The 25,716-nt window shown below is 72.0% G+C and carries 18 protein-coding genes, 1 tRNA gene and 2 pseudogenes; 10 read left to right on the top strand and 11 right to left on the bottom strand.

Annotated elements, in window-relative coordinates:
- Positions 1-275: 275 nt before the first annotated feature.
- The gene (locus V4Y03_RS29455) at positions 276-1,181 is read right to left on the bottom strand and encodes a DNA/RNA non-specific endonuclease (protein ID WP_332436890.1); all 906 of its coding nucleotides are present in this window, start codon (positions 1,179-1,181) and stop codon (positions 276-278) included.
- A gap of 152 nt (positions 1,182-1,333) precedes the next feature.
- On the opposite strand from V4Y03_RS29455, the gene V4Y03_RS29460 reads away from it, so the two are divergent.
- Positions 1,334-2,137, top strand: a complete 804-nt coding sequence (locus V4Y03_RS29460; protein ID WP_332436891.1) for a caspase family protein — start codon at positions 1,334-1,336, stop codon at positions 2,135-2,137.
- A gap of 33 nt (positions 2,138-2,170) precedes the next feature.
- Here V4Y03_RS29460 and V4Y03_RS29465 read toward each other — a convergent pair whose 3' ends face one another.
- The 7 genes and pseudogenes from V4Y03_RS29465 to V4Y03_RS29495 form a co-directional block, all read right to left on the bottom strand.
- Complete coding sequence (locus V4Y03_RS29465; protein ID WP_332436892.1) at positions 2,171-5,230, bottom strand: helix-turn-helix transcriptional regulator; 3,060 nt, start codon at positions 5,228-5,230, stop codon at positions 2,171-2,173.
- Between the two features lie 226 nt (positions 5,231-5,456).
- Positions 5,457-7,256 (bottom strand): S8 family serine peptidase, encoded by a 1,800-nt coding sequence (locus V4Y03_RS29470; protein WP_443079843.1) that lies wholly within the window; start codon positions 7,254-7,256, stop codon positions 5,457-5,459.
- Positions 7,257-7,618: 362 nt separating this feature from the next.
- Complete coding sequence (locus V4Y03_RS29475; RefSeq protein ID WP_332436893.1) at positions 7,619-8,485, bottom strand: GNAT family N-acetyltransferase; 867 nt, start codon at positions 8,483-8,485, stop codon at positions 7,619-7,621.
- Between the two features lie 264 nt (positions 8,486-8,749).
- Positions 8,750-9,649: a hypothetical protein gene (locus tag V4Y03_RS29480; protein WP_332436894.1), complete on the bottom strand. Its 900-nt coding sequence runs from the start codon at positions 9,647-9,649 to the stop codon at positions 8,750-8,752.
- On the bottom strand, positions 9,646-10,653 hold the full coding sequence (locus tag V4Y03_RS29485; RefSeq protein WP_332436895.1) for an SPFH domain-containing protein: 1,008 nt from the start codon (positions 10,651-10,653) through the stop codon (positions 9,646-9,648). The genes V4Y03_RS29480 and V4Y03_RS29485 overlap by 4 nt, the downstream gene beginning before the upstream one ends.
- Before the next feature lie 387 nt (positions 10,654-11,040).
- Positions 11,041-12,027 (bottom strand): annotated as a pseudogene (locus tag V4Y03_RS29490) (DMT family transporter); the annotation flags it as partial.
- Positions 12,024-12,815 (bottom strand): phosphatase PAP2 family protein, encoded by a 792-nt coding sequence (locus V4Y03_RS29495; protein WP_443079897.1) that lies wholly within the window; start codon positions 12,813-12,815, stop codon positions 12,024-12,026. The gene V4Y03_RS29495 and the pseudogene V4Y03_RS29490, both read right to left, overlap by 4 nt.
- Positions 12,816-13,016: 201 nt before the next feature.
- Here V4Y03_RS29495 and V4Y03_RS29500 point away from each other — a divergent pair, with 201 nt between their 5' ends.
- Together V4Y03_RS29500 and V4Y03_RS29505 are read left to right on the top strand one after the other, a co-directional pair.
- Entirely contained in the window at positions 13,017-13,619 is a 603-nt protein-coding gene (locus V4Y03_RS29500; protein ID WP_332436897.1) for a TetR/AcrR family transcriptional regulator, read from the top strand.
- 29 nt (positions 13,620-13,648) lie between these two features.
- The gene (locus V4Y03_RS29505; RefSeq protein WP_332436898.1) at positions 13,649-14,023 is read left to right on the top strand and encodes a DUF488 domain-containing protein; all 375 of its coding nucleotides are present in this window, start codon (positions 13,649-13,651) and stop codon (positions 14,021-14,023) included.
- Positions 14,024-14,256: 233 nt separating this feature from the next.
- On the opposite strand, the pseudogene V4Y03_RS29510 reads toward V4Y03_RS29505, so the two are convergent.
- Positions 14,257-14,742 (bottom strand): annotated as a pseudogene (locus tag V4Y03_RS29510) (DUF309 domain-containing protein); the annotation flags it as partial.
- Between the two features lie 443 nt (positions 14,743-15,185).
- Here V4Y03_RS29510 and V4Y03_RS29515 point away from each other — a divergent pair.
- From V4Y03_RS29515 to V4Y03_RS29545, 7 genes are all read left to right on the top strand, one after another.
- Positions 15,186-15,259 (top strand) — tRNA-Pro (locus V4Y03_RS29515).
- A gap of 1,024 nt (positions 15,260-16,283) precedes the next feature.
- Positions 16,284-18,002, top strand: a complete 1,719-nt coding sequence (locus V4Y03_RS29520) for an RNase A-like domain-containing protein (protein ID WP_332436899.1) — start codon at positions 16,284-16,286, stop codon at positions 18,000-18,002.
- Positions 18,003-18,012: 10 nt separating this feature from the next.
- On the top strand, positions 18,013-18,669 hold the full coding sequence (locus V4Y03_RS29525) for a hypothetical protein (RefSeq protein WP_332436900.1): 657 nt from the start codon (positions 18,013-18,015) through the stop codon (positions 18,667-18,669).
- A 35-nt stretch (positions 18,670-18,704) separates the two neighbouring features.
- The gene (locus V4Y03_RS29530) at positions 18,705-19,115 is read left to right on the top strand and encodes a WXG100 family type VII secretion target (RefSeq protein WP_332436901.1); all 411 of its coding nucleotides are present in this window, start codon (positions 18,705-18,707) and stop codon (positions 19,113-19,115) included.
- 25 nt (positions 19,116-19,140) lie between these two features.
- Entirely contained in the window at positions 19,141-19,443 is a 303-nt protein-coding gene (locus V4Y03_RS29535; protein ID WP_332436903.1) for a WXG100 family type VII secretion target, read from the top strand.
- A 1-nt stretch (position 19,444) separates the two neighbouring features.
- Entirely contained in the window at positions 19,445-19,795 is a 351-nt protein-coding gene (locus tag V4Y03_RS29540) for an RNase A-like domain-containing protein (RefSeq protein ID WP_332436904.1), read from the top strand.
- Between the two features lie 8 nt (positions 19,796-19,803).
- Positions 19,804-20,442: a contact-dependent growth inhibition system immunity protein gene (locus V4Y03_RS29545; protein WP_332436905.1), complete on the top strand. Its 639-nt coding sequence runs from the start codon at positions 19,804-19,806 to the stop codon at positions 20,440-20,442.
- Between the two features lie 1,263 nt (positions 20,443-21,705).
- Here V4Y03_RS29545 and V4Y03_RS29550 read toward each other — a convergent pair.
- Both V4Y03_RS29550 and V4Y03_RS29555 read right to left on the bottom strand, forming a co-directional pair.
- Entirely contained in the window at positions 21,706-25,260 is a 3,555-nt protein-coding gene (locus V4Y03_RS29550) for a trypsin-like peptidase domain-containing protein (RefSeq protein WP_332437290.1), read from the bottom strand.
- 84 nt (positions 25,261-25,344) lie between these two features.
- Positions 25,345-25,647 carry a trypco2 family protein gene (locus V4Y03_RS29555; RefSeq protein WP_332436906.1) on the bottom strand — a complete coding sequence of 101 codons (303 nt, stop codon included), beginning with the start codon at positions 25,645-25,647 and terminating at the stop codon, positions 25,345-25,347.
- Between the last annotated feature and the right edge of the window lie 69 nt (positions 25,648-25,716).

Consider the following 25,716-nt stretch of genomic DNA (forward strand, 5'->3'; position numbering starts at 1 on the left):
ACCGCACCTGCCCGGCGCTCTTCGCGCAGCGCCGGTCGCTCCGGCGCCGGGACGTGAAGGACCGGCCGTGCTCCGGGCGGTCGTCATGACCGCTCACGTTGACTGCCCCGAGCGGTCGTGATGACTGCCCCGAGCGATCGTCACGACCACCCGGGCGGTCGTGACGACCACCCCGAGCCATCAAGACGACCGATCCCTTCATCGCTCTGTCACTTTCATCGTTTCACCGGGCCGGGACACCCGCAATCGCTGTCCAGCCCCGCCGTCGCCGCAGGTCAGGGGTGCAGTACGAGGTCCTCGTACGTCCGGAGGCGCCGCCAGCGGTCCTCGGGTGCCCGGGTCGGCGGCATGACGTCCACGTCCGGCAGCGGCCCGAACTCCAGCTCGGTGATCTCGGCGACGTCCGAGACCGGCACCTGGTAGGTCCGGAAAGGGCCGAGAGGCGGCGGCGCCCCGGCCTGCGCCCCCGCCAGGGCCCGCTCCGCGTCCCGGCTGAGATCCGGACTCTGGTCGAGTACGTACGCGGCGGCGGCGAGCGCCCCGTCCTGCATGAAGGCGGCCACCTTCCAGAAGCGCATCGGCATCTGGATGCCCCGGTAGGGCGGGTCGGAGTCCTGGAGCACCGGGCCCGTGAGGACCGTCAGCTTGCGGTCGTACGCGGCGGCGTGGTCGAGCAGGTGGTTCTCCAGCCCCTGCCAGAGCTGTTTGCCCTGGTTGAAGACATCGGCCTGGGGAGCGGCGTTGGTGAAGTGGAAAGTGTCGGTGTTGGCGCGGCCCGCGACGGCGGCGGCTCCCCAGACCGGGTCGAGCCGTCGGACGAGGTGACCCCGGTCGAGGCTGTTGTTCCGGTAGATGTCCTCGCCCGCCTGCTGTTCCTCGGGCAGCCGGGGGTCGTACGACCACACGTCGTCACGCGGTACGTCCTCCAGGAGCTCGCCGCCCTCGATGCACACGGCCGTCGAGGCGGCGAGCCGCCGGTCGGGCCGGAACACCACGGTGAAATGGGTGTAGGGCAGGATCACCGTCGTGACCGCGTTCCGGGCCGGGAGCGGCAGCGGGACGACCGGACCGAGGAAGGTCTCGTCGTATCCGGTGCGGTCGGCGAGCGCATGGGGGTCACCGCCCGCGCGGCGGGAGGCACCGCCCGCGTCTGCGGGGGACAGCGGCTCGGAAGGGTTCATACGATGTAAGTACCGCGTGGAGAGGGCCGCGCTCGGCACCGGACCACAGGCCACTCGAACAGACGCTCCCGGTGGCCCGCCACCGGACGCTCCCGCCGGCCACATCGGCAGCCGTCCCGGCCACCCTCCGCTTCCCTACCAGGAGGCACCCCATGGCCACCGGACTCGCCCTGCACGTCGGACTCAACGGGGTCGACCCCGCCCGCTACGAGGGCTGGGACGGCACCCTCCGCGCCTGCGAGAACGACGCCCACGACATGGCACGGCTCGCCCGCACCGCGGGATTCGAGACGACGAGGCTGCTCACCCGCGACGGAACGGTCGCGAACGTCACCGGTGTCCTCGCCGATGCCGCCGCCCGGCTCGTCCCCGGCGACATCCTGCTCCTCACCTATTCGGGCCACGGAGGGCAGGTGCCGGACGCCCCCGGCCCCGACGTCGAGCCGGACGCGCTCGACGAGACCCTCGTCTTCTACGACCGCCAGTTCCTCGACGACGAGGTCCAGGCGGCCTTCCGCGCCTTCGCCGACGACGTACGGATCGTCGCCTTCTTCGACTGCTGCCACAGCGGCAGCAGCATCGAGCTGCCCGGGGGCGCGGACGCGGAAGGCCGCTTCATGCCCGAGTCCCGGCAGCGGCAGCTGTACGAACGCGACCGGGAGTTCTTCACGGAGCTGCGGCGCTCGCTCGCGGACGCCGCGCCCGCCGACGGGACCGGCCCCGACGCCCTGCTCGTGTCGGGCTGCCAGGACAACCAGGTCGCCGCCGACGGCGAGGTCAACGGAGCCTTCACCGAGGCGCTGCTCAAGGTGTGGGACGCCGGCGGCTTCCAGGGCGGCTACCGCGAGTTCCACCGGGCGATCCAGCGCGAACTGCCCCCGACCCAGAGCCCGAACCTCTATCTGACGGGCACCCCGGACCGGGGCTTCCTCGACCAGCGGCCGTTCACGATCTGAGCGAGCCGGGTGACGCGGGCGGTACGAGTGCCCCTACGGCCGCAGCGCCATGGCCAGCTGCGCCCGTGACCGGACGTCGAGCTTCTGGTAGATCCGGGTGAGCCGCGCCTCCACCGTCTTCACGCTCAGATACAGCTTCGCCGCCGCCTCCTGATTGCTCGCCCCCTGCCCCACGAGCCGGGCGAGCCGCAGCTCCGCCTCCGTCAGGGAGGACAGCGTCGACGGCAGGGCATCCTCACCGCCGGAACCGCTCCCGGGCCCCTCGCCCGCCGCGCTCGCCGGGGTCTCGCTCGCGAGGGCGAGCCACGGGGCAGCGCCCGCCCGCTCGAACAGGGACGCCGCCTCGTGCAGCGCGCCCTGCGCCGCCGACCTGCGGCGTCTGCGCCGCTCCACCCGGGCGAGCGCGATCAGCGCCCGCCCCCGCTCCAGGGGAAGCCCGGTCTGGCCGAACCGCTCCGCCGTGCGGGTGAGCAGGACCGCCGCCTCGTCGGTCCTGCCGTCCGCCGCGAGACACAGGGCGTACGCGCGGTCGCAGCCGAGCAGGACCGTGGACCGGCCGAGGCGGGCGGCCACCGGGCGCACCTCGTCGAGGAGGGCCAGGGCCTCGTCGCCGGCGTCGTTGGCGAGGAGTGCCTCGGCGAGTTCTTCGTGCCAGCGCAGCATGGAGGGGTCCACGGTCGACTGGGCGCGCTCGTCGGCCTGGACGCGGCGGAGCGTCTCCAGGGCCGCGGCGACATCGCCGTTGATGAGCTGGACCCGGCCGAGCGCGTACCGGCTGCGGGAGAGGAAGACCCGGTCGCCCTCCTCCTCCGAGGCCTGGACGCTCCGCCGGGCGTAGCTCGCGGCCCGCGCGAAGCTGCCGCCGGCGGTCTCGGCGAGCGCGAGCGCGTACCAGGCGGGGCCGGGGGAGAGGCCCGCCTCCAGGGTGAGGGCGAGCGACTGCCCGGCGTGCGCGAGGGCGGCGGAGCAGGGTCCGATCCGGGACTCGATCTCGGCGAGCGTACGGAACAGCTCGATGGCGTCCTCCACGGCGCCGCGGCGCTGCACCAGCGGGAGCAGCGCGCCGAGTTCGTCGCGGGCGTCGGTGAGCCGGTCGTCGAAGAGCGCGTGACGGATCGTCAGGATCTGTGCGGCGTTGCGGATCCCGAGCGGGCGCTCGGCCAACTCCAGGGCGCGGGCCTGCGCGAGGACCGCCTCGGCGTCCGGTGACCCGAGGGCCCGCTCCATCCGCGCCTGTACGGTCAGGGCCTGCGCGGCGAGGCGCGGATCGCCCATGGAGGCGGCGAGTGCGGCCGATTCGACTGCGGCGGTCCGTGAGCGCTGTGGATCGCCGTCCGCCAGGACGTACTTGACTGCGAGCCGCAGCTGTACGGCGGCCCGCAGCGCGGTGTCCCCCTCCGAGTCCTCCATGGCGTGGACGTACATCTCGTCGAGTCCGGTGAGTCCCTGGCCGGCCGTGTCGAGCACGGCGAGCCGGGCCCTGACCCGGTCGGAGGGGACCGCGTCCCGGGCGAGGAGATCGGTCGCGGCCCGCATCGCGAGGTCGGCGCGGGCCGCGCGGGCGGCCTCCTCGGCGGCGTGGACGAGCCGGGTGATGCGTCGCGTCCCGTGCCGGCCGGGGGTCGACTCGGCCGCGAGCAGGGCGAGTTCGGCGGCAAGCGCGCTGTTCCCGCGCCGCCGGGCCAGGTCGGCGGCGGCGGCGACCTCGGCGGCGAGGTCCTCGTCCGGGCTGTCGGTGGCGAGCGCCCGGTGCCGTACCGCTTCCACGGTGTCGTCCACGACCTCCGCGAGGGCCGCGTGCCCGGCGCTCCGCTCGGCCCAACAGGCGTCGTGCACCAGGGTGGAGGGCAGCAGCCCGGCGGTGAAGGTCACCGAACCGTCCTCGGCGAGCGAGACCAGACCGGCCCGCTCGGCCGCCGCCAGGTCCGCCTCGGCGTTGGGCCGGCCGGCCCGCCGTACCAGGGTCGCCGAGGGGCGCAGCGCGAGCGCGGCGAGCAGCAGCGTCTGGCGTACGGCGAGGGGTGCGGCGCCGAGGAGCTGGCGGGCGAGGTCGCGGGCGCGGCCGGAGAGCGTCAGTGCCTCGGCGTGGTGCACGGGGGTCCGAGCGTCGGCCAGGGAGCGGCCGACGGCGAGCGCGAGCCGTGGATTTCCGCCGCTGGCGCGGTGGATGCGGCCCGCCATCCGGGAGGGCAGCCGGTGGTGGATGAGCAGTTCGGCGATCTCGTCGGCGTGCAGCGGGGGGACGAGCAGCACGTCCGCCTCGGACGGCACCCAGAGATGGGCGGCGTGCGGGTCCTCGTGGCGGTGGGGCTCGCGGTACGGCTCGCCCGCCTCCGCGTACGGCTCGGGGGTCTCGACGGCCACCACCCGCAGGGCCGGCGGTGCCAGGTGGAAGGCGAACCGCAGCAGGTCCGCGCTGTCCGGGTCGACGTGCTGCACCCCGTCGACGACGAGGAGTACGGGCCCCCGGCGGGTCAGCGTGCGCAGGATCTGGGCGATGCCGAGCCGGAGCGCGATCGGGTCCCAGCCGCCCGCGTCGATCGGCGCCTCGCGGCAGAGCATGGCTACGGCGGTGCGCTGCGGACCGGGCAGTTCGTCGAAGACACCGGAGGACTCGAAGACTCCGGGAGACCCGGGGGACCCGGATGCCGGGGAAGCTCCTGAGGTCCGAGAGGTCCGAGAGGTCTGAGAGGCCCGGGTGGTCGTGGAGGTCGTGGAGACCCCGGAGCCCGCACCGGCCCCAGCCACCCCAGCGCCCCCGGTGGCCGCGAAGGCGTCGGGCCGCGGTCCGCCCGGCCAGACCACCGTCGCCGCGACCGAGGCGACGAGCGCGGCGGCCGACGCCCCGGGTATCTCGCGGTCGGACGGCAGGGTCGCGAGCCACAGCACGGTCTCCCCGCGCGCCTCCGCGCGGGTCGCCTCGGCGAGGGCGAGTTCGGTCTTGCCGACCCCGGCGGGTCCGGTGAGCAGGGCGCGGCCCCGGGTGTGGAGGGCGCGTTCGAGGCGGGCGAGAAGCTCCTCGCGGCCGACCGGCGCCGGGGTGCCTCCCGTGCCCGCGGGGCGCAGGGTGAGATACGGAGCCGCTGTCGCCACTGTCCCCCACCTCCGCCGCACTCGGGCCCGGCCCGTGGGCCCCGTGGGCAGAGAATACGGAGCCCGCGCGCGGAGTCCAGGCCCCATGTCCGGCATACGGACAGTACGCCTCCGCCGCGAGGCCCCGCGAGACGCCAGGACGCGCCCGTGGTGTAGACCACGAGCGCGTCGCTGACCAGCAACAATGCTGATGTGGGGGGTGGTTCGATGGTGGAGCGGTGGTGCGTCAGAAGGTGAGGCTCCAGGAGTCGATGTAGCCGGTGTCACCCGTGGCCACATCGCGGACCTGGAGCTTCCAGGTGCCGTTGGCGACCTCGCTCGACGCGTCGACCGTGTACGTGGTCAGGACGTTGTCGGTGCCGTCGGAGGAGGAGGACGCCTTGAGGTTGCGCACCGTGCCGTCGGGGGCGATCAGGTCGATGACCAGGTCCCCGCGCCAGGTGTGCTTGATGTCCACGCCGACCTTGAGGGCGGCGGGAGCGTTGCCGGTGCGGCCGGTGACGGCGATCGAGGACGACACGGTGGTGTTGTCGGGGATCGACACGTCCGTCGCGTTGGTGAAGACGGTCCCGGTCGGCGGGGTGGTGCCGAGGACCGCCTCCACGGACTTCGCGGAGTCGGCGATGCCGGTGCCGCAGCCGCCGGTGCAGGTGCCGGGCAGCGGACGGGCGTTGGTCTTGACCGCGGACTCGATCTCGGCCGGGGTGAGCGTGCTCTTGGCCGACTTGAGGAGCGCGGCGAGGCCGGCGATGTGCGGCGCGGCCATCGAGGTGCCCTGGTAGGGCTTGAAGGTCTCGGTCGACTGGGTCGTCGCGCCCGAGTTCAGCGTGGAGTAGATGCCGTTCTCGGGGGTGGTGACGGTACCGGGCGTGTCCGTCGAGCGACGGGTCTCGCCGCCGGGCGCGGCCACGTCCACGAGGGTGCCGTAGTTGGAGTAGTACGACCGGTTGCCCTCACGGCTGGTCGACGCCACGGTGATGACGTTCGAGCAGTTCGCGGGCGTGAATCCGGAGGCGTTGGCGTTGCTGTTGCCCGCGGCGACGACGACGGTGGTACCGCGCGAGACGGCGCCGTTGATGGCGGTCTGGTAGACGCTCGGGCAGGTCGAGCTGGCGCCGCCCAGGCTCAGGTTGATGACCTTGGCCGGGCTGGCGTTGGCCGGGACGCCCGGCACGGTGCCGCCGGAGGCCCAGGTGATCGCGTCGGCGATGTCGGAGGACGAGCCGCCGCACTTGCCGAGTACGCGCACGGGCTGGATCTTCGCGTTGTACGCGATGCCCGCGATGCCCTTGGTGTTGTTCGTGACGGCGGCGATGGTGCCGGCCACGTGGGTGCCGTGCCAGGAGGAGTTGGAGGCCGTGGAGCCCGTGCCGCACTCCCCGGCGGTGGCGTTCCAGTCGCCCTCGTCCTTCGGGTCCGCGTCGCGGCCGTTGCCGTCGCGGGCGTCGGCGGAGGTCGAGATGAAGTCGTAACCGGAGACGATGTTGGTCGCCAGGTCCGAGTGGGCGGCGTAGCCGGTGTCGATGACGGCGACGGTGACACCGGAGCCGGTCGTCTTGTCCCAGGCTGCAGGAACGTTCATGCCGCCGGTGGGCTCGAAGAGGTCCCACTGCTTGGCGTAGTCGGTGTCGTTCGGGGTGACCGCCATCGCGTAGGCGCGGATGTCGGGCTCGACCGAGGCGACGGACGGGTCGGCGCGGAAGGCGTTCATGACCTCCGCCACGTCCTGCTTGGTGACGCTGTCGCCCAGGTCGACCAGGGCGCCACCGCCGGCGAGGCGGCGCTCGAAGGAGAGCTTCTCGCCCGTCTTCGCGGCCTTCTCGGCCGTGTCGCTCTTCGCGGCGGTGTTGGAACCGGCCTCGGCGGCCCGGCTCTTGTAGGTCACGATGACCTTCTCGACGGGGGCGCTGGGAAGCGCCCGCATCGTCTGCGAAGCCGGAGCCGGCTTCGGGGTGGCAGCGCCCGGGGCGGCGAACGCCCCGGAGGTGGTGGCAGCGGCACCGAGGATCGCGGCGCTCGCGACCACGGATATGACTCTCCGCCTGGAACCGTTCAAGGTGTGGCCCTTTCGAGTACGACGTAACTGCGGAGCAGTGGCGGCGGCGCGGGACACACGGGGCGAAGTGGGGTCGCGGTCCGAGGTTCCCTGGGCTTGGGGGGCCCGTGCGCCGCCACCGGCGCGACGGCCCGGGTCAAGGCCGTCACCGGCGGACACCACCCTCCGCATGCACCTGTCAGGGTGCTGTCGGGGGATGATATCTGCCGGTGCGGAGGACAGTAGGGAACGGGGGGGTGAACCCGATACGGGGAAAACCCTTGTCACCCCTCAGAGGGTGGCGGGGGGTCGGTGAGGGGGAGGGTGCGCGGGGTGCGCCAAGGGCGGCTGGATCAGCCGAGCTCGAGCGTCGTCACGCCGAAGACCCGCTCGTGCGCCACCGGACGGACCGGGCCCGTGTACATCCGGGCCGTCTCGAACGTCGGCTCGAGTCCCCGTTCCTCGGCCAGCCGCGCCGCCGCCGGATTCGACTCCGGCATGTCGACCGCGATCCGGTCCGCGCCGAAGGCCCGCGCCTCGCCGGCGAGCGCGTCGAGCAGCACCGCCGCGTCGGCCGGCGTGTCCGCGAACAACGGCCCGATCCGCGCCTCGTCCTGCGCCGGACGGACCACCCCGTACCCGGTCGGGCGCCCGTCGACCACCCGTACCAGCGCACGGTGTCCCGGCGTCGTCAGCCAGGCGGAGAGGAACCGCGGCCGGTCGGCGTGGTGGCAGGCGCCGTCGTACGCGGCGAGGACGGCCGGATCGACCTGTCCGGCGGCCACCACCCCGGCCGCCGGGCCGTCGGGGGCCGGGATCCCGCCCACGTAACGTGCCGTCCGGTACGCGGTCGTGAAGCCCGAGCGCCGGTAGTTGTCCTGCTGCGCCGGGACCCCGTCGAGCCCCACGGACCGGCCGCCCGCGTGGGCGAGGGCGGCGCGCCAGGTGGCCAGCCCGTGACCGAGCCCACGGAGTTCGGGGCGTACGAGGTAGAAGCCGAGGAAGGCGTAAGCGTCGTCGTAGGTGACGACCGAGATGGCCGAGACCGGCTCACCGTCCACCCGGCCGAGGAAGAAGCCCTGGGGATCCTGCGCGAAGAACGCGGGGGCGTCGGAGAGCCCCGGGTTCCACCCCTCCACGGCCGCCCAGGAACGGACGAGTTCCCACTCCCGCGCCGTGGCGGGGGAGACGGACAACGAGCCGGAGGAGACGGAGGGCATGGGGGTTCCTTCGACAGCCGGGAGCGGGCGGGGGGTTGTCCGGCCGGACGGAAAACCGGACAAAGCGCGCCGAGCATAGCGCCGCCCGGGAGGGCGCCGGCTCGGCGCCGATCGATTCCGGCCGCGGTCGCGGGTGGGGGCGTACGGGCAGTCCTCGGCGTACGGGCGGCGGCTCGGGGCGTACGAGCGGGGGCTCGTTCCGGCAGTGCCCCAATGCCCAGCGCCCCAATGCCCAGCGCCCCAGTGCCCCAGTGCCCCAGCGCCTCAGTGCACCAGGCGCAGCCGCGTCCCCGCCACGGTGAGGCGGACGGTCTGACCCCAGGTCAGTTCCAGCGAGTCCGACTCGACGCCGTCGCCGAACGCGACCAGACGGTCCGACTCGACGGTGAGCCGCAGCCACTGCTCCCGGTCGAGCAGCCCCTCCACGCGGGTGGTCCCGGTCGTCGGTGACGGCCAGGCCTCGCGGACGAACCAGGCGAGCCGGGCGTCCGCCGGCGCGGGCAGCGCCAGCGCGCTGGAACGCTGCTCCCACAGCGACCTGAGCCAGCCCGTCGCCCCCGTGCCGGTGCCGACGAGGACACCGGACGAGGCCTGGGGCTCGGGCGCGGCCTCCGCCGCGTCCACCTCCAGCGTGTAGCGCGCCGTCTGGTGGCCGCGCGGACCCACGTAGATCTCGTTGAGGGCGAGGAGCCGCTGCGCGTCGTCGGTCACGGCCTCCACCATCGTCAGCTCGTCGACCGTCGCACCCGCCGCGACCGCGTACGGCAGCAGCCGGCGCGCCCGGTCCGCACGGTGGCGGACCAGGACGCCCGGATTGCGCCCGGGGTCGGCGTCGATCCCGATGACGGGCTGCCCGGTCAGGTACTTCGCCGCGTTGGCGACCAGGCCGTCCTGTCCGACCACGACGACCACGTCCTCGGGGCCGAACAGGAACCGGTCCAGGTCGGCGCGTTCCACCCGGGTCTGCCGCCATGTCAGCGGCACCGCGCCCGCCACCTCGGCCAGCGCCCGGTGGGCGCGCTCGTGCCGCTCGCGCACGGCGTCGGCCGAGCGGCCGCGCGCGGCGAGGAAGAACGCGGCCTGGCCGTGCGTACCGTGCCGGGCGAGCAGCTCCTCGTACTCCGTGGTCCGGTGCACGAGGACCGCGCGCGGTGCCAGGCTCACGACCGCGCCCCGCCCTCGCCCAGCCTGGCGAGCAGCCCGGTCAGGACGTCGGGCGAGAGCGTCAGGTGCTCGATCCGGGGCAGGTTCTCGGCCGCGCTGTTCACGGCGAGGGCGTGCAGCGTGGCGGGTTCCACCTCCCCGTGCGCCCGCAGCCACTCGGACTGCGCTCCGGCGCGCGCCTCGCCGATCTCGCGCGCCGCCTCGGCCTCGGCCCGCGCGAGGCGGACCTTCCGTACGGCCTCGGCCTCGGCGCGCACCGCGTCGGCGGCGGCGTTCTCCTCGGCCTCGCGGCGGGCGTTGGTGCCGCGCTGCTCGACGAGCCGTTCCTCCTGCCGGGCCAGCTCGATCTTGCTGGCGAGTTCGTTCTCGGCGATGGCGCGTTCGCGTTCGACGGCGACGGCGCGACGCTCGTACGTGGCGCGGTCGGCCTCCTGCTGGATCTGCTCGCGGGCGGGGGTGCGCAGGGCGCGCTCCACCTCGGGTTCCGGGCGGAGTGCGACGACCCGGACGGCGACGACCTCGATGCCGGTGGCCGGCAGGCGCGGCTCGGCCCCGAGCCCGGCCGTCACGCGGTCCCGTACGGCCGCGACGCCGTCGACGAGCGCCTCGGCGAGCGTGGTGCGGGCGAGGACGTCGAGGGCGTGCTGCTGGGCGGTCTCGGTGAGGAGGGTGGCGATCTGCTCCAGCGGGGTGCCGCGCCACGCGCCCGTGTCGGGGTCGATGGAGAAGTCGAGCCGGGTGGCGGCGGCGGCCGGGTCGCCGATCCGGTACGTGACGGTGGACTGGACGCTGACGTCCTGGAAGTCGGCGGTACGGGCGTGGAAGGCCATCGCCAGTTCGCGGTCGTTCACCGGGACCTCGGAGAGCGCGGCGGTGCGCGGCCGGAACCAGAAACTCAGGCCTTCGCCGTCGTGCACGAGCCGGCCGCGGCGCTGGTGGCGGATGTGGGCGGTGGGCGCGGAACGCAGGTGGCGCCAGCCGGCCCGCCGGGTGATGTCTGCCATGGAAAAGCCCCCTTGTCGTCATGTTGACGATAGGGGGCGTGGATAGTTGTCGTCAAGGTGACGCATTCAAGGTCGCGGGGGCGGCCGGGGTGGTGGACGGGTGGGTTACGGGGTTGTCTGCCCTCAACCCGCGACCGGCGCGGGGGCGGGTCCGGCGTCAGGAAGAGCGAGACCGGCGTCGGGGAGCGCGAGACCGGTGGCCGCGAGGTCGCCGGAGGGGCGGTCGCCGCCCGGTCGGTCTCCGGCGGTTCGATCGATGACGCTCTGGTTGATGACGGTTCGGTCGGTGGTGGACCGGCCGGTGACGGCGGGACCGGTCGCGCGGGCGGCCGGAACCGGCTGGACCTCCCAAGGGGTACGCGTGCGCGTGGAGCCGGATTTCGCGAGGGCGGGGGCGGGGGCGGCAGCATGCGCGGGCACGGACGCGGGCACGTTCGGCGGCACCGGCACCGGCACCGGCTCAGGTGCCGAAGCCGCCACCGACGCGATCTCCCCGGCTCCCGCCTCGGCAGGCCCGCCCTTCGTGAGCAGGACCACGCCCCGGGCCGCCACCAGCGATGCGGTGGCCGCGACGGCCCAGCCCCAGGCGCCCGCCCGGAAGGTCTCGCCGAGCAGGGCCACGCCGATCACCGCCGCCGCCGCCGGGTTGGAGAGGTTGACCACGGCGAGGGGGGCGGCGAGCCCGCCCCGGTAGGCGGCCTGCGAAAGCAGCAGACCGCCCGTCGCGAAGCCCGAGATGAGGACCGCGAGCAGTGCGGTCTGCCACCAGCTCGGCTCGCTGCCCGGCAGTTCGAGCGCGAGCGCCGCCGTCAGGGTCTGGGTGAGCGCGGAGGCGACGCCGGAGGCTATGCCGGAGGCCGTGGCGTGCCCGAGCCCGCGCCGGGGCCGGCCCGCCGTGGTGCCGTGCCGGCCGGAGGCCAGTGCGGCGATGAGGAGAGCCGTCGCAGCGGCGACGACGAGGGCCTCGGTGAGGGTGAGTGCCTCGCCCGGTGCGGTGGGCCCGGTCACCGCGACGAGTCCGACGAGCCCGCCGAGGGTCCACAGCGCCCCGCGCCACTCGGTACGGGTCACCCGCCGCCGTGCGGCGTACGCGCCGAGGGGCAGCGCCGCCACCAGGGTCAGCGCGCCGAGCGGCTGGACCAGGGTCAGCGGCCCGTAGTGCAGGGCGACGACGTGGGCGAGGGCTCCGGCGGCGTTCAGGCCGACGGCCGCCCACCACTGGCCGCGGGCCAGCAGCGCGCGCAGGGCGCCGCGCCCGTCCTGGACGGGGGAGGCGGCGGCGAGCCGGGACTGCGCGACGGCGGCGAGCGCGTAACCGGCGGCGGAGACGAGCGAGAGGAGCACCGCGAGGAGGGTGCCGGCGGCGGGGTTCATCGGAGGGCTCCGACCGGGAGGGGGGCCGTGCCGAGGGCGCGGGGTTCGGGTGGTGGCGCCGTGCGGCGACCGGGGGCGCGGACGGCGAGCAGGGCGAGGCCGAGCAGCGCGGAGGCGGCGAGCGCGTCGAACCAGTAGTGGTTGGCGGTGCCGACGATGACGAGCAGGGTGAGGAGCGGGTGCAGCAGCCACAGGACGCGCCAGCGCGACCGGGTGGCGGCGATGAGGCCGATCGCGACCATCAGGGCCCAGCCGAAGTGCAGTGAGGGCATGGCGGCGAACTGGTTCGCCATCGAGTCGGTCTCCGGCGTGGCCCCGTAGACGGAGGGCCCGTAGACACGGGCGGTGTCGATGAGTCCGTCGGCGGCGAGCATCCGGGGCGGCGCGAGCGGCATCAGCAGATGCAGGGCGAGCGCGGCGCCGGTGACGAGGGTGAGCACCCGCCGCGACCACACGTAGTGGGCGGGGCGGCGCAGGTAGAGCCAGACGAGGAAGGCGATGGTGGCCGGGAAGTGCACGGCCGCGTAGTAGGTGTTCGCGGCCCGGACCAGGGGCTCCCCGTGCAGCAGGAGCTGCTGGACGGCGGCCTCGCTGGGCAGGTGGAGTGCGCGTTCGGCGTCCCAGACGCGGTCGGCGTTCCGGAAGGCGAGGGCCTCGTGGCCGTTGGCGAAGAGCCGGCCGAACTTGTAGACGAGGAAGAGCGTGGTGACGAGGACCAGCTCGCGCAGCAGGGGCGGCCGGGCGCTCGTGCCGCGGTCCCCCTCGCCGGGGCCGGGGGTAGGCGTCAGCCCCGGTCCTGCAGGACGTGGTCCTCGTATCCCGCGTATCCCGCCAGCCATCGTGCGGCCCTCTAATCCGTCAAATCGCCAACAAACGGAGTGAGCCTAGATCCGAATCCATCGAGACGCAAGCGTCTCGATACGTTTGCGTCTCGATTGTGCACCCCCTACTCTCGTATGTGCAGAGACAGAGGTGTCCGGGAGGGATCGATGTCCACAGAGGCCGCGACCACAGCAGCCCGCCGCAGCAAGATCACGCCGGAGCGCGAGACGGAGCTGTACGACGCCGTGCTCTGCCTCCTGCGTGAGGGCGGCTACGACTCGGTGACCATGGAGGGCGTCGCCGCCCGGACCAAGTGCGGCAAGGCCACCCTCTACCGGCAGTGGGGCACCAAGCCCCAGCTCGTCACCGCGGCGCTCGCCCAGCGGCGCTGCACCGTCTTCGCCGGAATCGACACCGGCACGCTCGCCGGGGACCTGCGCGAGGCGGGCCGCATCGCCGCCTCCCACCGCGAACGCGACGCCGAACTGATGGAGGCGGTCGCCCAGGCCTTCATCCAGCACCCGGACCTGCGGGCCGCGCTCCGCGAGACCGTCATCGCCCCCGAGATCGCCGCGATCGACGCGGTCGTGGCGCGCGCGGTCGAGCGCGGCGAGGTCGACGCGGACAACCCCGCCATCGGCTTCGTCGCCCCCTGCTTCATGGGCATGCTCCGCGTCGAGCGACTCTTCGAGGAACGCTTCACGGACGTCTCGACCATGCTGACCTTCGTCGACGCCGTCCTCCTTCCGGCGCTGCGCGTCGAGGGGTGAGGGCGGGGGCCGTCCCGCACCCTGGGACCATGCCCGCACACAGCCATGACGTCCGCGTCCGCCGCATCTACGAGACCCCGTCGCCCGAGGACGGCGTACGGGTCCTCGTCGACCGGCTCTGGCCGCGCGGACTCGCCAGGACCGACGCCCACATCGACGAGTGGCCGAAGGCGCTCACACCCTCGACGGAACTCCGCCGCTGGTACCACGGACCTGAGGGCGAGTACGAGGAGTTCTCCCGGCGGTACGAGGCCGAGCTGACGGCCCCGGACGCGGCGGCGGCGCTCGGCCGGCTGCGGGAACTCGCGCGGAAGGGGACGGTCACGCTCCTGACCGCCGCGAAGGACCCGTCGGTCAGCCACACGTCGGTACTGCGACGCGAGCTGGAGGGGCCGGGGGAGTGACCGCGCCGGGGTGGCCGAGGGACGCCGAGATGCAGCCGTCAGCGGAGCCCGGCCCGCAGGAGGGGCGCTTCGGCGACGGCGTCGACGGGGAAGGCCGGGACGTCGGGCGCCTCGGCGGCCCCGGGACGAGCTGCCCCTGAGCCGGCCGCTCCTGAGCCGGCCGCTCCCGAGCTCGCGGCCCCGGGGCGAGCTGCCCCCGAGTCGGCCGCCCCCGAGTCGGCCGCCCCCGAGTCGGCCGCCGCCGCCCCGGTCACCCCCGACCCCGCCGCCTCCGTACGCGAAGCCAACGCGCGCGCCCAGCTCACGAGTCCGGCCGTGTCGATCCCGTACGGTGCCGCCGCCGTGCTCCCCGGGCCGCTCGCGAGACGGTCGGCGCCCCGGCGCAGCAGCCGTGCCCCGCCCGGCCCGTTGCCGCGCGCGGCGTGCGTCAGGCCCACGCAGAGCTGCGCGAGGCCCTGCCACAGGTCCCGTTCGGACGCGGGGCCGGACTTCCAGGCGTCCTCGAAGACCTCGTGCGCGTGGAACGGCATCCCGGCGTCGAGCAACCGCTGCGCCTCGCGCAAGGTCTCGTCCGGGGCGCGCACCACCCCCTCGGGCTGGCGGGGCACGCCCTCCGCCCCGTACGGCAGCGGCCGGCCGAGACCGTCACGCGGGCGCGCGCTCCGCGCCCGCCCCTCCTCGTCGCGGTCCCTGCCGCGGTCACTCGGTGTGCGGTTCACCCGCCCATTGTCGCCCCCGGGACGATCAGGGCCGCGGCGAGCGTGCGTGCCGGGCCCCGCGAGCCCGGCATGATCCGAAAGACAGGCCCCAGGCTCGTCGGTCCGGCGATTCCCTGGTCCGCGGGGGTGGAGCGGGCCGTCGCTCCATGCGGGTCGCGCGTGTGGGGGAGTGGGGCATAGGTAGCCAGGGACCTGCTCACCCGCGCGGTCGCCCGCCTGCCGGCCTCCCCTTCCCGCTACGAGGAGGCCCCCGCCCGTCTGGACCTCGCCCGCGCGACGGGCTCCGCGGAAACCCTCGCGGAAGCGAAGGCCCTGGCCACCGCGTGCGGCGCGATTCTCCTCCTCCAGGACCCGGTGACAGCCCGTGCGTCATTCCGCCCGCCGGAGTGAGGTAATGTTTCCCCTGCACGCCACCGAGGGAGCAACCCCACGGAGACGCGCATCGGGACGTGGCGCAGCTTGGTAGCGCACTTGACTGGGGGTCAAGGGGTCGCAGGTTCAAATCCTGTCGTCCCGACTCGAAAGAGTCGCAGGTCAGAGGCCGTTTCAGAGCAATCTGAACCGGCCTCTGACTCGTTTTTGGGGACCAGTTGGGGACCAGCGCACTTGACCGGGGCGGAGTGCACCTCGACTCGGTCAAGGTGCACTCCGCGGGGCAGGGCGGCCAGTGCCCGCTCGGTCCTGCTGCGTCGTGCCCTCGACGACCGGCACGCCGAAGTGCTTCCGCTCCTCGAAGCCCTTCAGCACCTCCACCGGCAGCGCAGACTCGCCGGAGATGCACGTCCGCAGGCTCGCGGCTACGGCGGCCAGGACGGACTTCCGCCGGGTCTGTCGTGTGCGGATGGAGGTGCGTCGGCACTCGTACGTGGGGGTGGTCGCCGAGTGCCGCCGCCTCCAGCCGGTCCGCCGCCGGCTCGTCGAGCAGCGCGACGGGGGAGTAGCGGCATTGCGCCGGCACCTGCGCATCCGGCGGGGCGGGCTTGACGGTGCGCCCGCCGGGCCCCGCCGATGGTCGGCGTGGCCCAGTCGTGTACCTCCCGCACCACGCCGTCCGCGTGCTCCCGTACCCCGTCCTCCGGTGTGCCCCGGCGCTCCGGTCGCCGCTCACGTGCGGGCCCGCAGCAACTCGGCGCGTTCGGCGGGGCCGATGACGCGCACGCGGAGTCTTTCGGCCAACCCTGCTCTCGATCACCGGATTTGACGCATCGTCCTGTTAGCTTCGACAGCAGTCTGACGGGGTCGGGGGGACTCATGGGGCGGGAACAGGGCACGGGTGCGTACGCGCACTCCCGCGCGATGTGCGGAACCGGCAGGAAACGCCGGTGAGTACGCCGAGCCCGAGCCCGACCGGTACGGCATCGCCGAGCCCCAGCCCGCAGCCCACCACGACGCCGACACCCGGCACGACGCATCTGCCGTTGCCGGGGCAGCCGTCAGGCACGCCCAGCCCTCAGCCGACGCCGTCGCCGAGCCCGAACGCGCCGCCGACCCCGCCGGTCTCCGGTCCGCCTCCCCAGTTGCCTCCGGCGACCCCGCCCGCCGTGACCACCCCGTGGACGGGCCCCGGCGGCATCGACGTCCAGCCGCTCCATCTGTACCAAGTGTCGACAGCCCTCTCCGTCGAGCAGCAGTCGTTCCACAAGGCGCTCGTGCAGTTCCTCGACGTGCACGCGGGCTACTCCAAGGTCGGCGGATCCGGCACCGTCACGGCCGAGTTCGCCACCCAGTACGCCGCGGTCGTCGCCCTGCTCATGGAGGCACACGGAAAGGCCGTGGTCGCCATCGGCGGCGCGGCGGTCGGTTTCACCACCACGGCCAACAACTTCCGGCAGGCGGACGCCGCGACCCACCCCCTCAGTCCGTCCTTCGTACCGCAGGCCCTGCCGCAGGTCATCTCTGCGCCGCCGGCATACACGGCTCCGCCGCCGTTCGGCGTCCGCGACGGCAACGCCGTAGACGAATTCGCCGATGTCTTCGACGACGGCGACATTCCCGGCTCCCTGATGCGCACCGTGATCGAGGAGGCTCTGCGTACCGGCCGAGCCCTGGAGATCCTGCCGCTCCCGAACTACCTCAGGGTCAACCAGCTCTCGCAGGCATGGCTGCCGTACCAGACGGGCGTCGGCATCATCCAGGGCCAGCTCACCGCCACCATCGATGTCATCACGGACCATGCCAACGGGGACTGGCACGGGGCGATGCTGCAGTTCGTGTCATCGGTGTGGGGCACGACGGCCTGGGGCAAGAACACGGCCGGCTACGAGTGGGGGCACAAGCCGCCGACCGGCGCGGGCACAAGCCTCCCGGTCTTCGGCGTCCTCAGCACCACGGCCCAGATCCTGGCCCAGGCCATTCGCACGTACGCGGAGGCCGCGGAGAAGGTCCGCACCGAACTGCGCGAGATCCTGTACAAGGCGATCAAGGACGCCTTGGCTCTCCTGGAGGTCACCGACCTCAAGGACTTCATCGGGAATTTCTTCGAGCGCCTCAAGAAGCTGTGGAAGGGCCTCGGCGCCGCAGTGCTCCTCAGCATCGACACGGACGCCGTCAACGCGGCCGTCGACACCTATGAGACCACGCTGCGGGCCCAGACGCAGAAGGTGAAGGGCCTGCTCGAACCGCTGCAGGAGGCCTCGCGCGCGGTGCCGACCTTCCAGTCGGAGTCGGCGAGGGCGGAGGCGTTCGGGGCGCGCTCGCTCTTCGAGTTCGACCGGTCGATCGTCCCGCTCAACGAGCAGTCGCGGGACCCGAGCAACAGGTTCGGCATCGACCTCGCGTCCATGGAATGGGAGACCAACCCCTACCAGGCCAGTCCGAACGACCCGCTGAGACCGGGGAAGGACGGTCACACGATCGACCGGCACGTCGGCCTCACCCCGGACCAGCTACGGATGCGCGTACGGGACCAGGGCGTCGACGCCTCGGCCTTCCCGAACCTTCCGGCAGCCCAGAAGCACGTCCAGGCCGCGCTGAACGACCCCGACAACATCCGGACAATCGAGCAATGGATGGGACGGCAGAAGCAGCGGGTGGCCAACGGGACGTTCAACCCCGCCTCCTCACCGGACATCCGCGTCTTCACCGTGAAGGACGCAAGCGGGAACAACATCGTGACGGGATCCTCCGTCTCGGGCTCCGACTTCGCCTCCCAGGGCTTCAACGCCCAGCCGACCCAGGTCCACAGCGTGAAGCTGCTCCTCGCCTACTCGCCGGATTCCGGGACGTTCTACGTCCGGACCGCCTACCCGACCCCGCCGTAACATGCGCCACGTGACCACGAAACACGACGAGTTCCTCACCCAAGGCGCGGTAGGGCTCCTGCTGCGCGTCGCCGTCGCGTCCCGTAACCCGGGGGCCGCACCGCTGGAGGACGAACTTCAGCGGCTCTCTCGCTTCCTGCAGGATTCCGGGCCGATCGCCCACGTGATGCCGAATGCGGTGCTGGCCTCGCTGCTCGACCACCTGGCCGACGAGGTCGGCACTGAGGTGTTCGAGACCAGGCCCACCGAGTACCGCCAGGCACTGGCGCGGGCGGCCGGTGACGATCCACCGACGGACTTCCTGCGTTCGCTGGCCGAGCTCATCCGCGACCGCCAGTTCCTCATGTACCCCGACATGACGGAGCTGCCGCTATCCGATTGGGAGGCGGCCAGACGCTTCTCGCTGACATCGGCCTTTGTCTCGTCGATGGTCTCGGGGGAGTACGACAGCGTGGACGAGGCCTTGGACGAGACCCTGACCAGCGAGCACCCCGACTGCCATGAGCGACTCGGCAACCTCGCCGGGGAGTTGCAGCGCATCCTGTACCTGTTCCGCACGCCCGCAGAGTTCGACGCAGCCTTCGCCACCGTCATGCCTTACGTGACCCACGCACGCGTCCGCTACCTGCTCGACGCCGTCCACGCCCACTTCGCCGAGCAGCACTGACCCACCACTCCATCGCCCCGGAAGGAGCCGCCGCCATGCCCATCGATCCGAACCTCGCCGTCGCGGACGAGGACCTGAAGCGTCTCGCGGACGATCTGGACGCCATGCGGGCGTATATCGACGGGCAGGTGCGCCGGATGGACGCGATCGTCGACCGTGCCGAGGCGCGGTGGCGCAGCGAGGCGGCGACGGCGTACCGGAAGTTGCACCGCGAGGCCGGGGCGGACGCCGTTCGGGTCCGGGAGATCCTGGGAGTGCTGGCGCAAGCGGTCCGGATGAGCCGGGACGGGTTCACGCGCCAGGAGCTGGACACTCTGAGGCAGTTCCGGGCCGAGGTCAAGAAGGTCGACGTCGACGCGGAGGTACGGGAGCTGTCAGGTGAGGGGCCGGGCGGCGCGGGTCCCGGTGGCGGTCCGGCACCGATCAGCCGGATCAGCGAGCTCTGAACGTCCGGACCACAGAGGGGGAAACATGAGCGAGGACGGCTCGATCACCGTCGACCTGGTCGCGCTGCGCGAGATAGGCGGCGACCTCGAGGACATCGTGAAGAAGCTCAACGAGCGCCTGGGCGCGCTGTACGACCGCACGGTGCCGGTCGTCCTGGCCTGGCAGGGCGAGGCCCGCGAGGCCTTCGTGGACGAACTCGACCGCTGGGACCGCCAGATGGAGGATCTGCAGGCCGCGCAGAAGTGGCTGCATGCCGTGGTCACCACCGGGCACGCCAACTACTCCGCCGCCCAGCGGGCCACCCTGCGCGGCTGGGGCGGGGCCTGACATGACGACACCTCCCGCACCCTCCGCGTCAGCCGTCCCCGCCCGTGCCGACCGCGCCGCGAGCTTCCCCGACCGGGCGACCGCGCAGTGGGCCACCCAGCAGGTGATCGCGCTGAACGAGCAGGTCATCCACCGCTGGCTCGCCCAGTCCACCCGGCAGCGGCTCGTGATCGAGGCCGCCTGGCCCTCGCGGCCCGATCCGGTGGGCACGCTGCTCACCACCGGGATGGCGCTGACCGGCCAGGAGCCGGTCCCGGTGCGCGCCGCCCGGGTCGTGCTGCGCCGGACCGGATCCGCCGAGCCCGGCGCGTACCCCTTCACCGTGCACTCCGCCCTGCCCGTCGACCTGTAGAGGCCTCCGTGTCCCTGAATCCCGCCGAGCACGACCGCAAGTACGGCGAGCTCGACCAGGTTGTCCGCGCCCACCTGGGCCTCGGTCCGCACGCTCCCGAGGCGGTGGCCGGCTATCTGCGGCAGACTTGGCGAACCCGGCCCTGGGCGATCGCCGTCGCGGCCGAGCAACTGCGCGTGTACGCCGACAATCCGCCGGGGCGGCTGCGGATGCGGCTCGGCGAGTACTACCGGCTGCCCGACGTGGGGCTGGCGCCCGAGGAGATCCGGGACTGGCTCACGGGCCTCGCCGACCGGCTCGACGGGAGCCTGGCGAACGGACAGGCGCCTCCGCCGGCCGCGCCCGCGACGCCGTGGGAGTGGCGGGCTCGCTTCCCCGAGCTGGCGCAACTGCTCGGCGGGTGGTTCTCGCAGGACATGCCGGAGGAGTTCGGCGACCACGAGGGCGCGCTCGCCGACTACCTGGAGGGCACCGACACGGGGCTCGTCGCCCAGCTGACGGGGGAGCTGCACGACCTCCTCGCCCTCGGCCTCGACGAGGACGGCCTGGCCCTGGCGCTGGTGACGCTCGGCGCGGAGGTCGAGCCCTCAGTGCCGTTCAGCCCCGGAGCCTGGCTCGCCATGCTCGCCGTACGGCTGCGTGCCTGAGCTGGTACGTGATCGGGCCCGCAGTGGTGTTGTTGCGGTCCCCTGGCCGCGTGTCCGAGCAGATGACGGCGGAACGCTCCAGGGGCAGGATGTTATCCGCACACTGCTGAAACGAGTGGAGGGAGCTCGTTCTTCGGGCTGTGCAGTCCCCTGGCCTGCTTTCTTTTGGCAAGGCTGCTCGGGCCTTTTGGGGAACAGTTGGGGACCAGCACACTTGACCGGGGGGAAGCGCACCTTGACTCGGTCAATGTGCGTTGATCGCCGCACGACTGTCTCGCCCAGGCCAGGACTTCACGGTGATGTGGTGTCGGCCCGGATCACGTCGTGGAAGTGGTGCCGTAGGCCTATGCCGTGCACGTGAGCAGCACCGGTGTCGGGGTCGGCACTGGTTCGTAGGGTGAGCTCGAACTGTCGGTCGTCCGTCGCGTCCAGCGCCCTCATGGTGTGTAGCGCAGGACGGTCAGCCGTTCAGTGCAGGCGGCTCTCTCTCGCGGCACTCACAGCCCGCCAAATGCCGAATTCGGGACCAAGCACAGCCGCTGCGGCGACGACAGGCCACGCGCGGACAAGCTGCGCACCCGCCCGCCGAACCACACGCGCCACCGTGCTGGTTGCCGCGGGGACAATCGCACCGCCGCCCGGGTCTCGACCCGACCGCGTGGTCCGCGGAGCCGTGATCGCCCATGGATGCAGCAGCCGCTACCGACATGATTGCGTGGAACCATCGTGGCCTTGACCTCGAATCAGCCATCCCCGACAGTGGGTTCCTCTGGCGTGAGCACGCGGGGAACGACCAGCTGTTGCACGGGATGCCGGGCTCGTCTGTTGGTCGAACGGGGCGCCACCGGCGGCGTCACGCTCAGCCGTGCCGCCGCCGGCACCTTGCTCACTGTCGGCACTGAGGGGCCGGTGGCCTCCTTCGTCCTAATGCGGGCCGAGGCCGCGACCCATTCCACGGACAACGACCAGCGGCGGTCCCGCTGGTTTCCACGGCCGTGGCGCCTGGCACGTACACGATTTCCCTCTCGGCGGACAAGGGCGTGGTCCTGCCGGGCACCTACATCTCTTTGCCCTGAACGCCCAAGGGGTGCCGAGCATCGACCCGTTCGTCACCGTCGCCTGACGGCACGACAGCGGCGTCCGCCACCAGCCCGAAGCGCCTGCCGGGGCCGGTCGCCGCGGCCGGGCACCGGTTCAGGGGGTACAGAAGGGGCCAGCTTCCCGCTATCTCCGGGCCGATTCCAGCACGGCTGCGGGTCATCTTCAAGCATGACCAAGTCGGCCACCAGCTGTGCACGACACCATGGCGATGCGCAATCTGTCGGCGAGCGGATGGTCCGCATGCTGGTCCAGCCAGTCTTCGGCCAGGCGAAGAGGGAGCGTCTTTTCACTGGCTGGGAACGACGGAAGAGTGAGCAGGTCTTCGAGGATCAGGCATGCTTTGGGAAGTTTGCTGTGTTGATAGAGCCATCGCAGTGCACAGTCGACGGCGCGGGAGCGCTGGTCCGCGTCGAGAGCAGGGTGTCGCAAGACGCCTGAGAGTACGGCGCGAGCCTTGGTCGATGCGCCGGCGGTCAAGCGATCCAAGGCGATGTCGATGCCGGTACGTGCCTGTTCGGCGGACAAGTCCGGGCGCGTGAGGAACGAAGCCAGTACGGCCCGTTGCGCTTTGCCGTCATGGGAGGCCAGCCATCGAAGGCTGATGTCGGCGATGGCCTGGGCCTGAGTAGTGGTCAGGCCGTGGCGCTGACTCAGCATCATGGCCATGCCCTCATGGTCGTGCGGGTGTGTCAGGAGATGGGCGAACCCGTGATTGATCGCCGTATGCAGTTGGTGGGCGGTCAATTCAGGCACGCGGAGAAGGGGGCCGAGGACGGTGACGAAGCCTTCGTGGTCCTGATGATCTCTCAGCCATCTGAAGGCGTGCGCAACCGTTGCACGAGCCTGGACCGGGTTGAGCTGTTCGTGGTGCAGGAGCAGGCGCTGTAGCACCGCAGGGGCGGACGGAGCATCGGGCTGTGAGGCCAGCTGGTTCAGCAGAGGGAGAGCTGCGTCTGGCGTGTGGTCGTGGACGAGAAGGGCCTGCACGACCTGGGAGTGGTTCGAGGCCTCCGTCTCGGTAAAGCCTTGGGTGACCCACGATCGCGCCAAGTCGGCTGCCTGGCGTTTCAGCTCCGCCGGACAGCGTTCATCGACCAGAATGCTGCGCAGGACGCGGCCCTTGCTCGCGTACCTTCGCGGCTTCCCCAGCCACTCCAGTGTGAGGCGGAACAGTTCGGTCCGGGCGATTTCCGGTAAGCGGTCACACTCCAGAAGAGCGCACACGGACGAACCCACATCCGTGCCGGCTCTCACGCCCGAGCGCAACCAGGCGACCCCCCTTCCGACCGCTTCCTCATGGACAGTGTCGTCGACATCCTCACGCTGGAGCAGGGCACGGATCACCGCGCCGACTCCGCTGGCGCGGAACGGCGTCAACCACCCCAGTACCACTCTTGACACCTGTGCCAGCCGAGTGGGCGAGTGGTTCATCGTCAGCAGGCGCTTCAGAAGGGTGGGCGTGTAGCGCCAGTCGGGCCGGGACGGCACCCACCGAAGCGTGCAGTCGACGACAAGATCCTCGGCCGCCGGTGAGAGGTTCGGACGGGCCAGCAGGGCGCGTAGGAGATGTTCGGCATCGGTCTGCCGGCTGCGCCGTACGAGCCAGCCGATGGAGGCCTCGACCAGAGCGGCTGAGGGCTCGTCCGAACCTTGAAGGGCGGCAGTCAAAAAGGGCTGCGCCACGAATCTGTCCTCGGCTCGGACGAGCCACGGTGCCACGAGCGCGCTCCAGACCGAAGGTGCGTAGCCGTGCCACGGCCTGCTTGTCACCAGTGTCAGCAGCGCTTGTTCACCGTCATGGCCGGCATTCTCCAGGAGCCGCCCCAATGAATCCGCGTTGGCAACCAGCCATTCACCACAGAACCGTTCCAGGGCACTGGCGCGGTGGGCGGGGCCGCGAGAAGCCAGGTCGGCGGCAAGGCGCCGAAGATGGCCGGTGAATACGGCGAACGTGCGGGGATGCCCCGCGACCGCGGTGAGCAGGGGTCCGGCGGAGGGGTGATGGATGCTCCACCCCGGAGCGGGCATCAGCGACTGCAGCAGCAGTTCGTCGGTGACGATGTCGTGGACGACCACCAGCCGTCCGTCGGCTTCGTCGAGCCATCCCAACGAGATCAGCGTGTCGACCACCTGGCGCCCGTTGTAGCGCCTGCCCTCGTCCCCGGCCGTGGCCAGGAAGGAGTCGACGGTCTGTTCGACGGTTCGCCTGGGTTGCGGGGTGGAAGCCACCGCCACGGCGAAGGCGAGCTGCCCGACATCAGGAGTCGCGACATCCAACGGCGAAGCGGAACCAGTGAGACTCGTTGCGAGCGCGTCCCGCCGCATCCCTTCCCGGAGCCATGCCAGCAATTCGCCGGGGCGCACCGAGGCTGTAACCTTGAGTGGGAACCGCCCCAGGCCCTGCTCCTCGATCGCCCGAGCGATGAGCAAGGCGGTGACGGGACGGCGCCCGCACAGCCGGGACAGTTCCTCCAGCCCCCAGTGGCGCACAGCGTCGGGGGCCGCATGATTCAGTACCTGCGTGATGACGGCGGATTGATGGGGCCAATCGTCCCGTACGAAAACCTCGTCGAGTACGCGCGCGCTGCCGCGCAGATGGACTGCGTGCCGCGAGCCTGGCCGCACCGACGCCAAGCACGCCACGGTCACGCCGCGCCGCTGGGCCTCCGGAAGCAGCGCCTCGTCAAGGGCTTGCAGGTCCAACTGTGGACAGGCATCCAGGTAGTCCAGGACCAGCAGCACCCGTCTACGCGCACCGGACAGGACGGACGCCGCCACATCGTTGATATCCACAGAGCTGTCAGCCTGGACGTGCAAGACTTGCCAGCCGACGCGGTTAGCCCGCTGTGCCACTTCGAAACATGTTCTTGTCTTACCCGAGCCGGCCGGTCCGATCAGAAGGACCCCGCGCGGTTGGTCGGCGCTCAACCGGCCGAAGAGCTTGTCCGGATGGGAGTCGTGGTCCACCCCAGGGTGGACGAAGGGAAGCTGCTCCTGATCCAGGTAATTGCGTCGTCCGCGTAGATCTCGAACCACGTCGGCGTGTGTGCGTATGCGGCGGCGGATATCGCTGCCCTCGGGCAAGGGCACAGCCGAGCCCAACGACACCCGTTCCACCCCGTGCTCGCCCAGTAGCCGCTCGAACTCCGGATCCTCGGTCAGCGGGGAGAAACCGGTCGCAGTGAGGCTCGCGGCACCAGCTGGAATGTGATGGCTCGTGCACACACCCACCAGCACACCGTTCTGAGTAAGGACACCCGCTCCTGACACGCCCTGCCAGGGGGATCTACCTGTCTGTCGGGGGGCGGGGCTGGCGAGTGAGAGCTCCATCTCGTGGCTTCCGAGAAAGGAACCCAGGAGGATCGAGCCGGTCATCTGCCGTGTCATGGGTACTTCCCCGCGAGACGCGAAGTCAGGGAACCCGACGGCGATGAACGGGAGGGATCCCACGGCCGGAGGTACTACTCCCCACCGAGTGGGAGGGATCGCGTCGCCTCCCTCACCAAGGAGCAACAGGGCGAGATCCACCCCCGGGTCGCGGTGCCGGAACACCTGCTCGACGCTGACCCGCTGCGCGGACTGCCCGGGCAGTCGCACCTCGTGGATGGCGTCGTGCCGAGTGAAGCCGTGACCGGCACAGATGGCCAGCCGGGGAGCCAGCAGAAAACCGGTTGCCGCAAAGCGAGGGGTACCGTCGGGATCCCGACGGACCACCATGGCGACCCGATTCAGACCCTGCTGTGCGTCGATCACCTCCGACCCGCCCGGGATCCTCGGCGGTCGGCTGACTCACGCACGGCGTCAGTCCTCCAACCGGGCCCCACGTGCCGAATGCGTGAGCACCGAGCCGCCCTCGGCCGTCTCCGCCGTCAGCTCCAACGAGACGGTGTGCGTGGCAGACGTGCCTTTGGTCGCCTTCCCGTCAGCGGCCAGAACCCAGAACTTGACCCCGCCGTGGGCCTCCGCCGACGTCGTCACAGCGACCTGCACGTCCAGCTTCACCGACTGCACCCGAAGCCGGACGGGCTGGCCCTCGCCGTCTGCCATGGCCCTCGACAGCTCCCCGCGCAGGGCCTTGATGGTTTCCGCCAGACCGATCTCCACGAATCCCCCTTTTTCCTACCGGCTCCCAGACGCAGCCGCACAGGCAGCGATGGCTGCGGAGGCAGACCG

The organism is Streptomyces sp. P9-A4 (genome assembly GCF_036634195.1).
GTDB lineage: Bacteria > Actinomycetota > Actinomycetes > Streptomycetales > Streptomycetaceae > Streptomyces.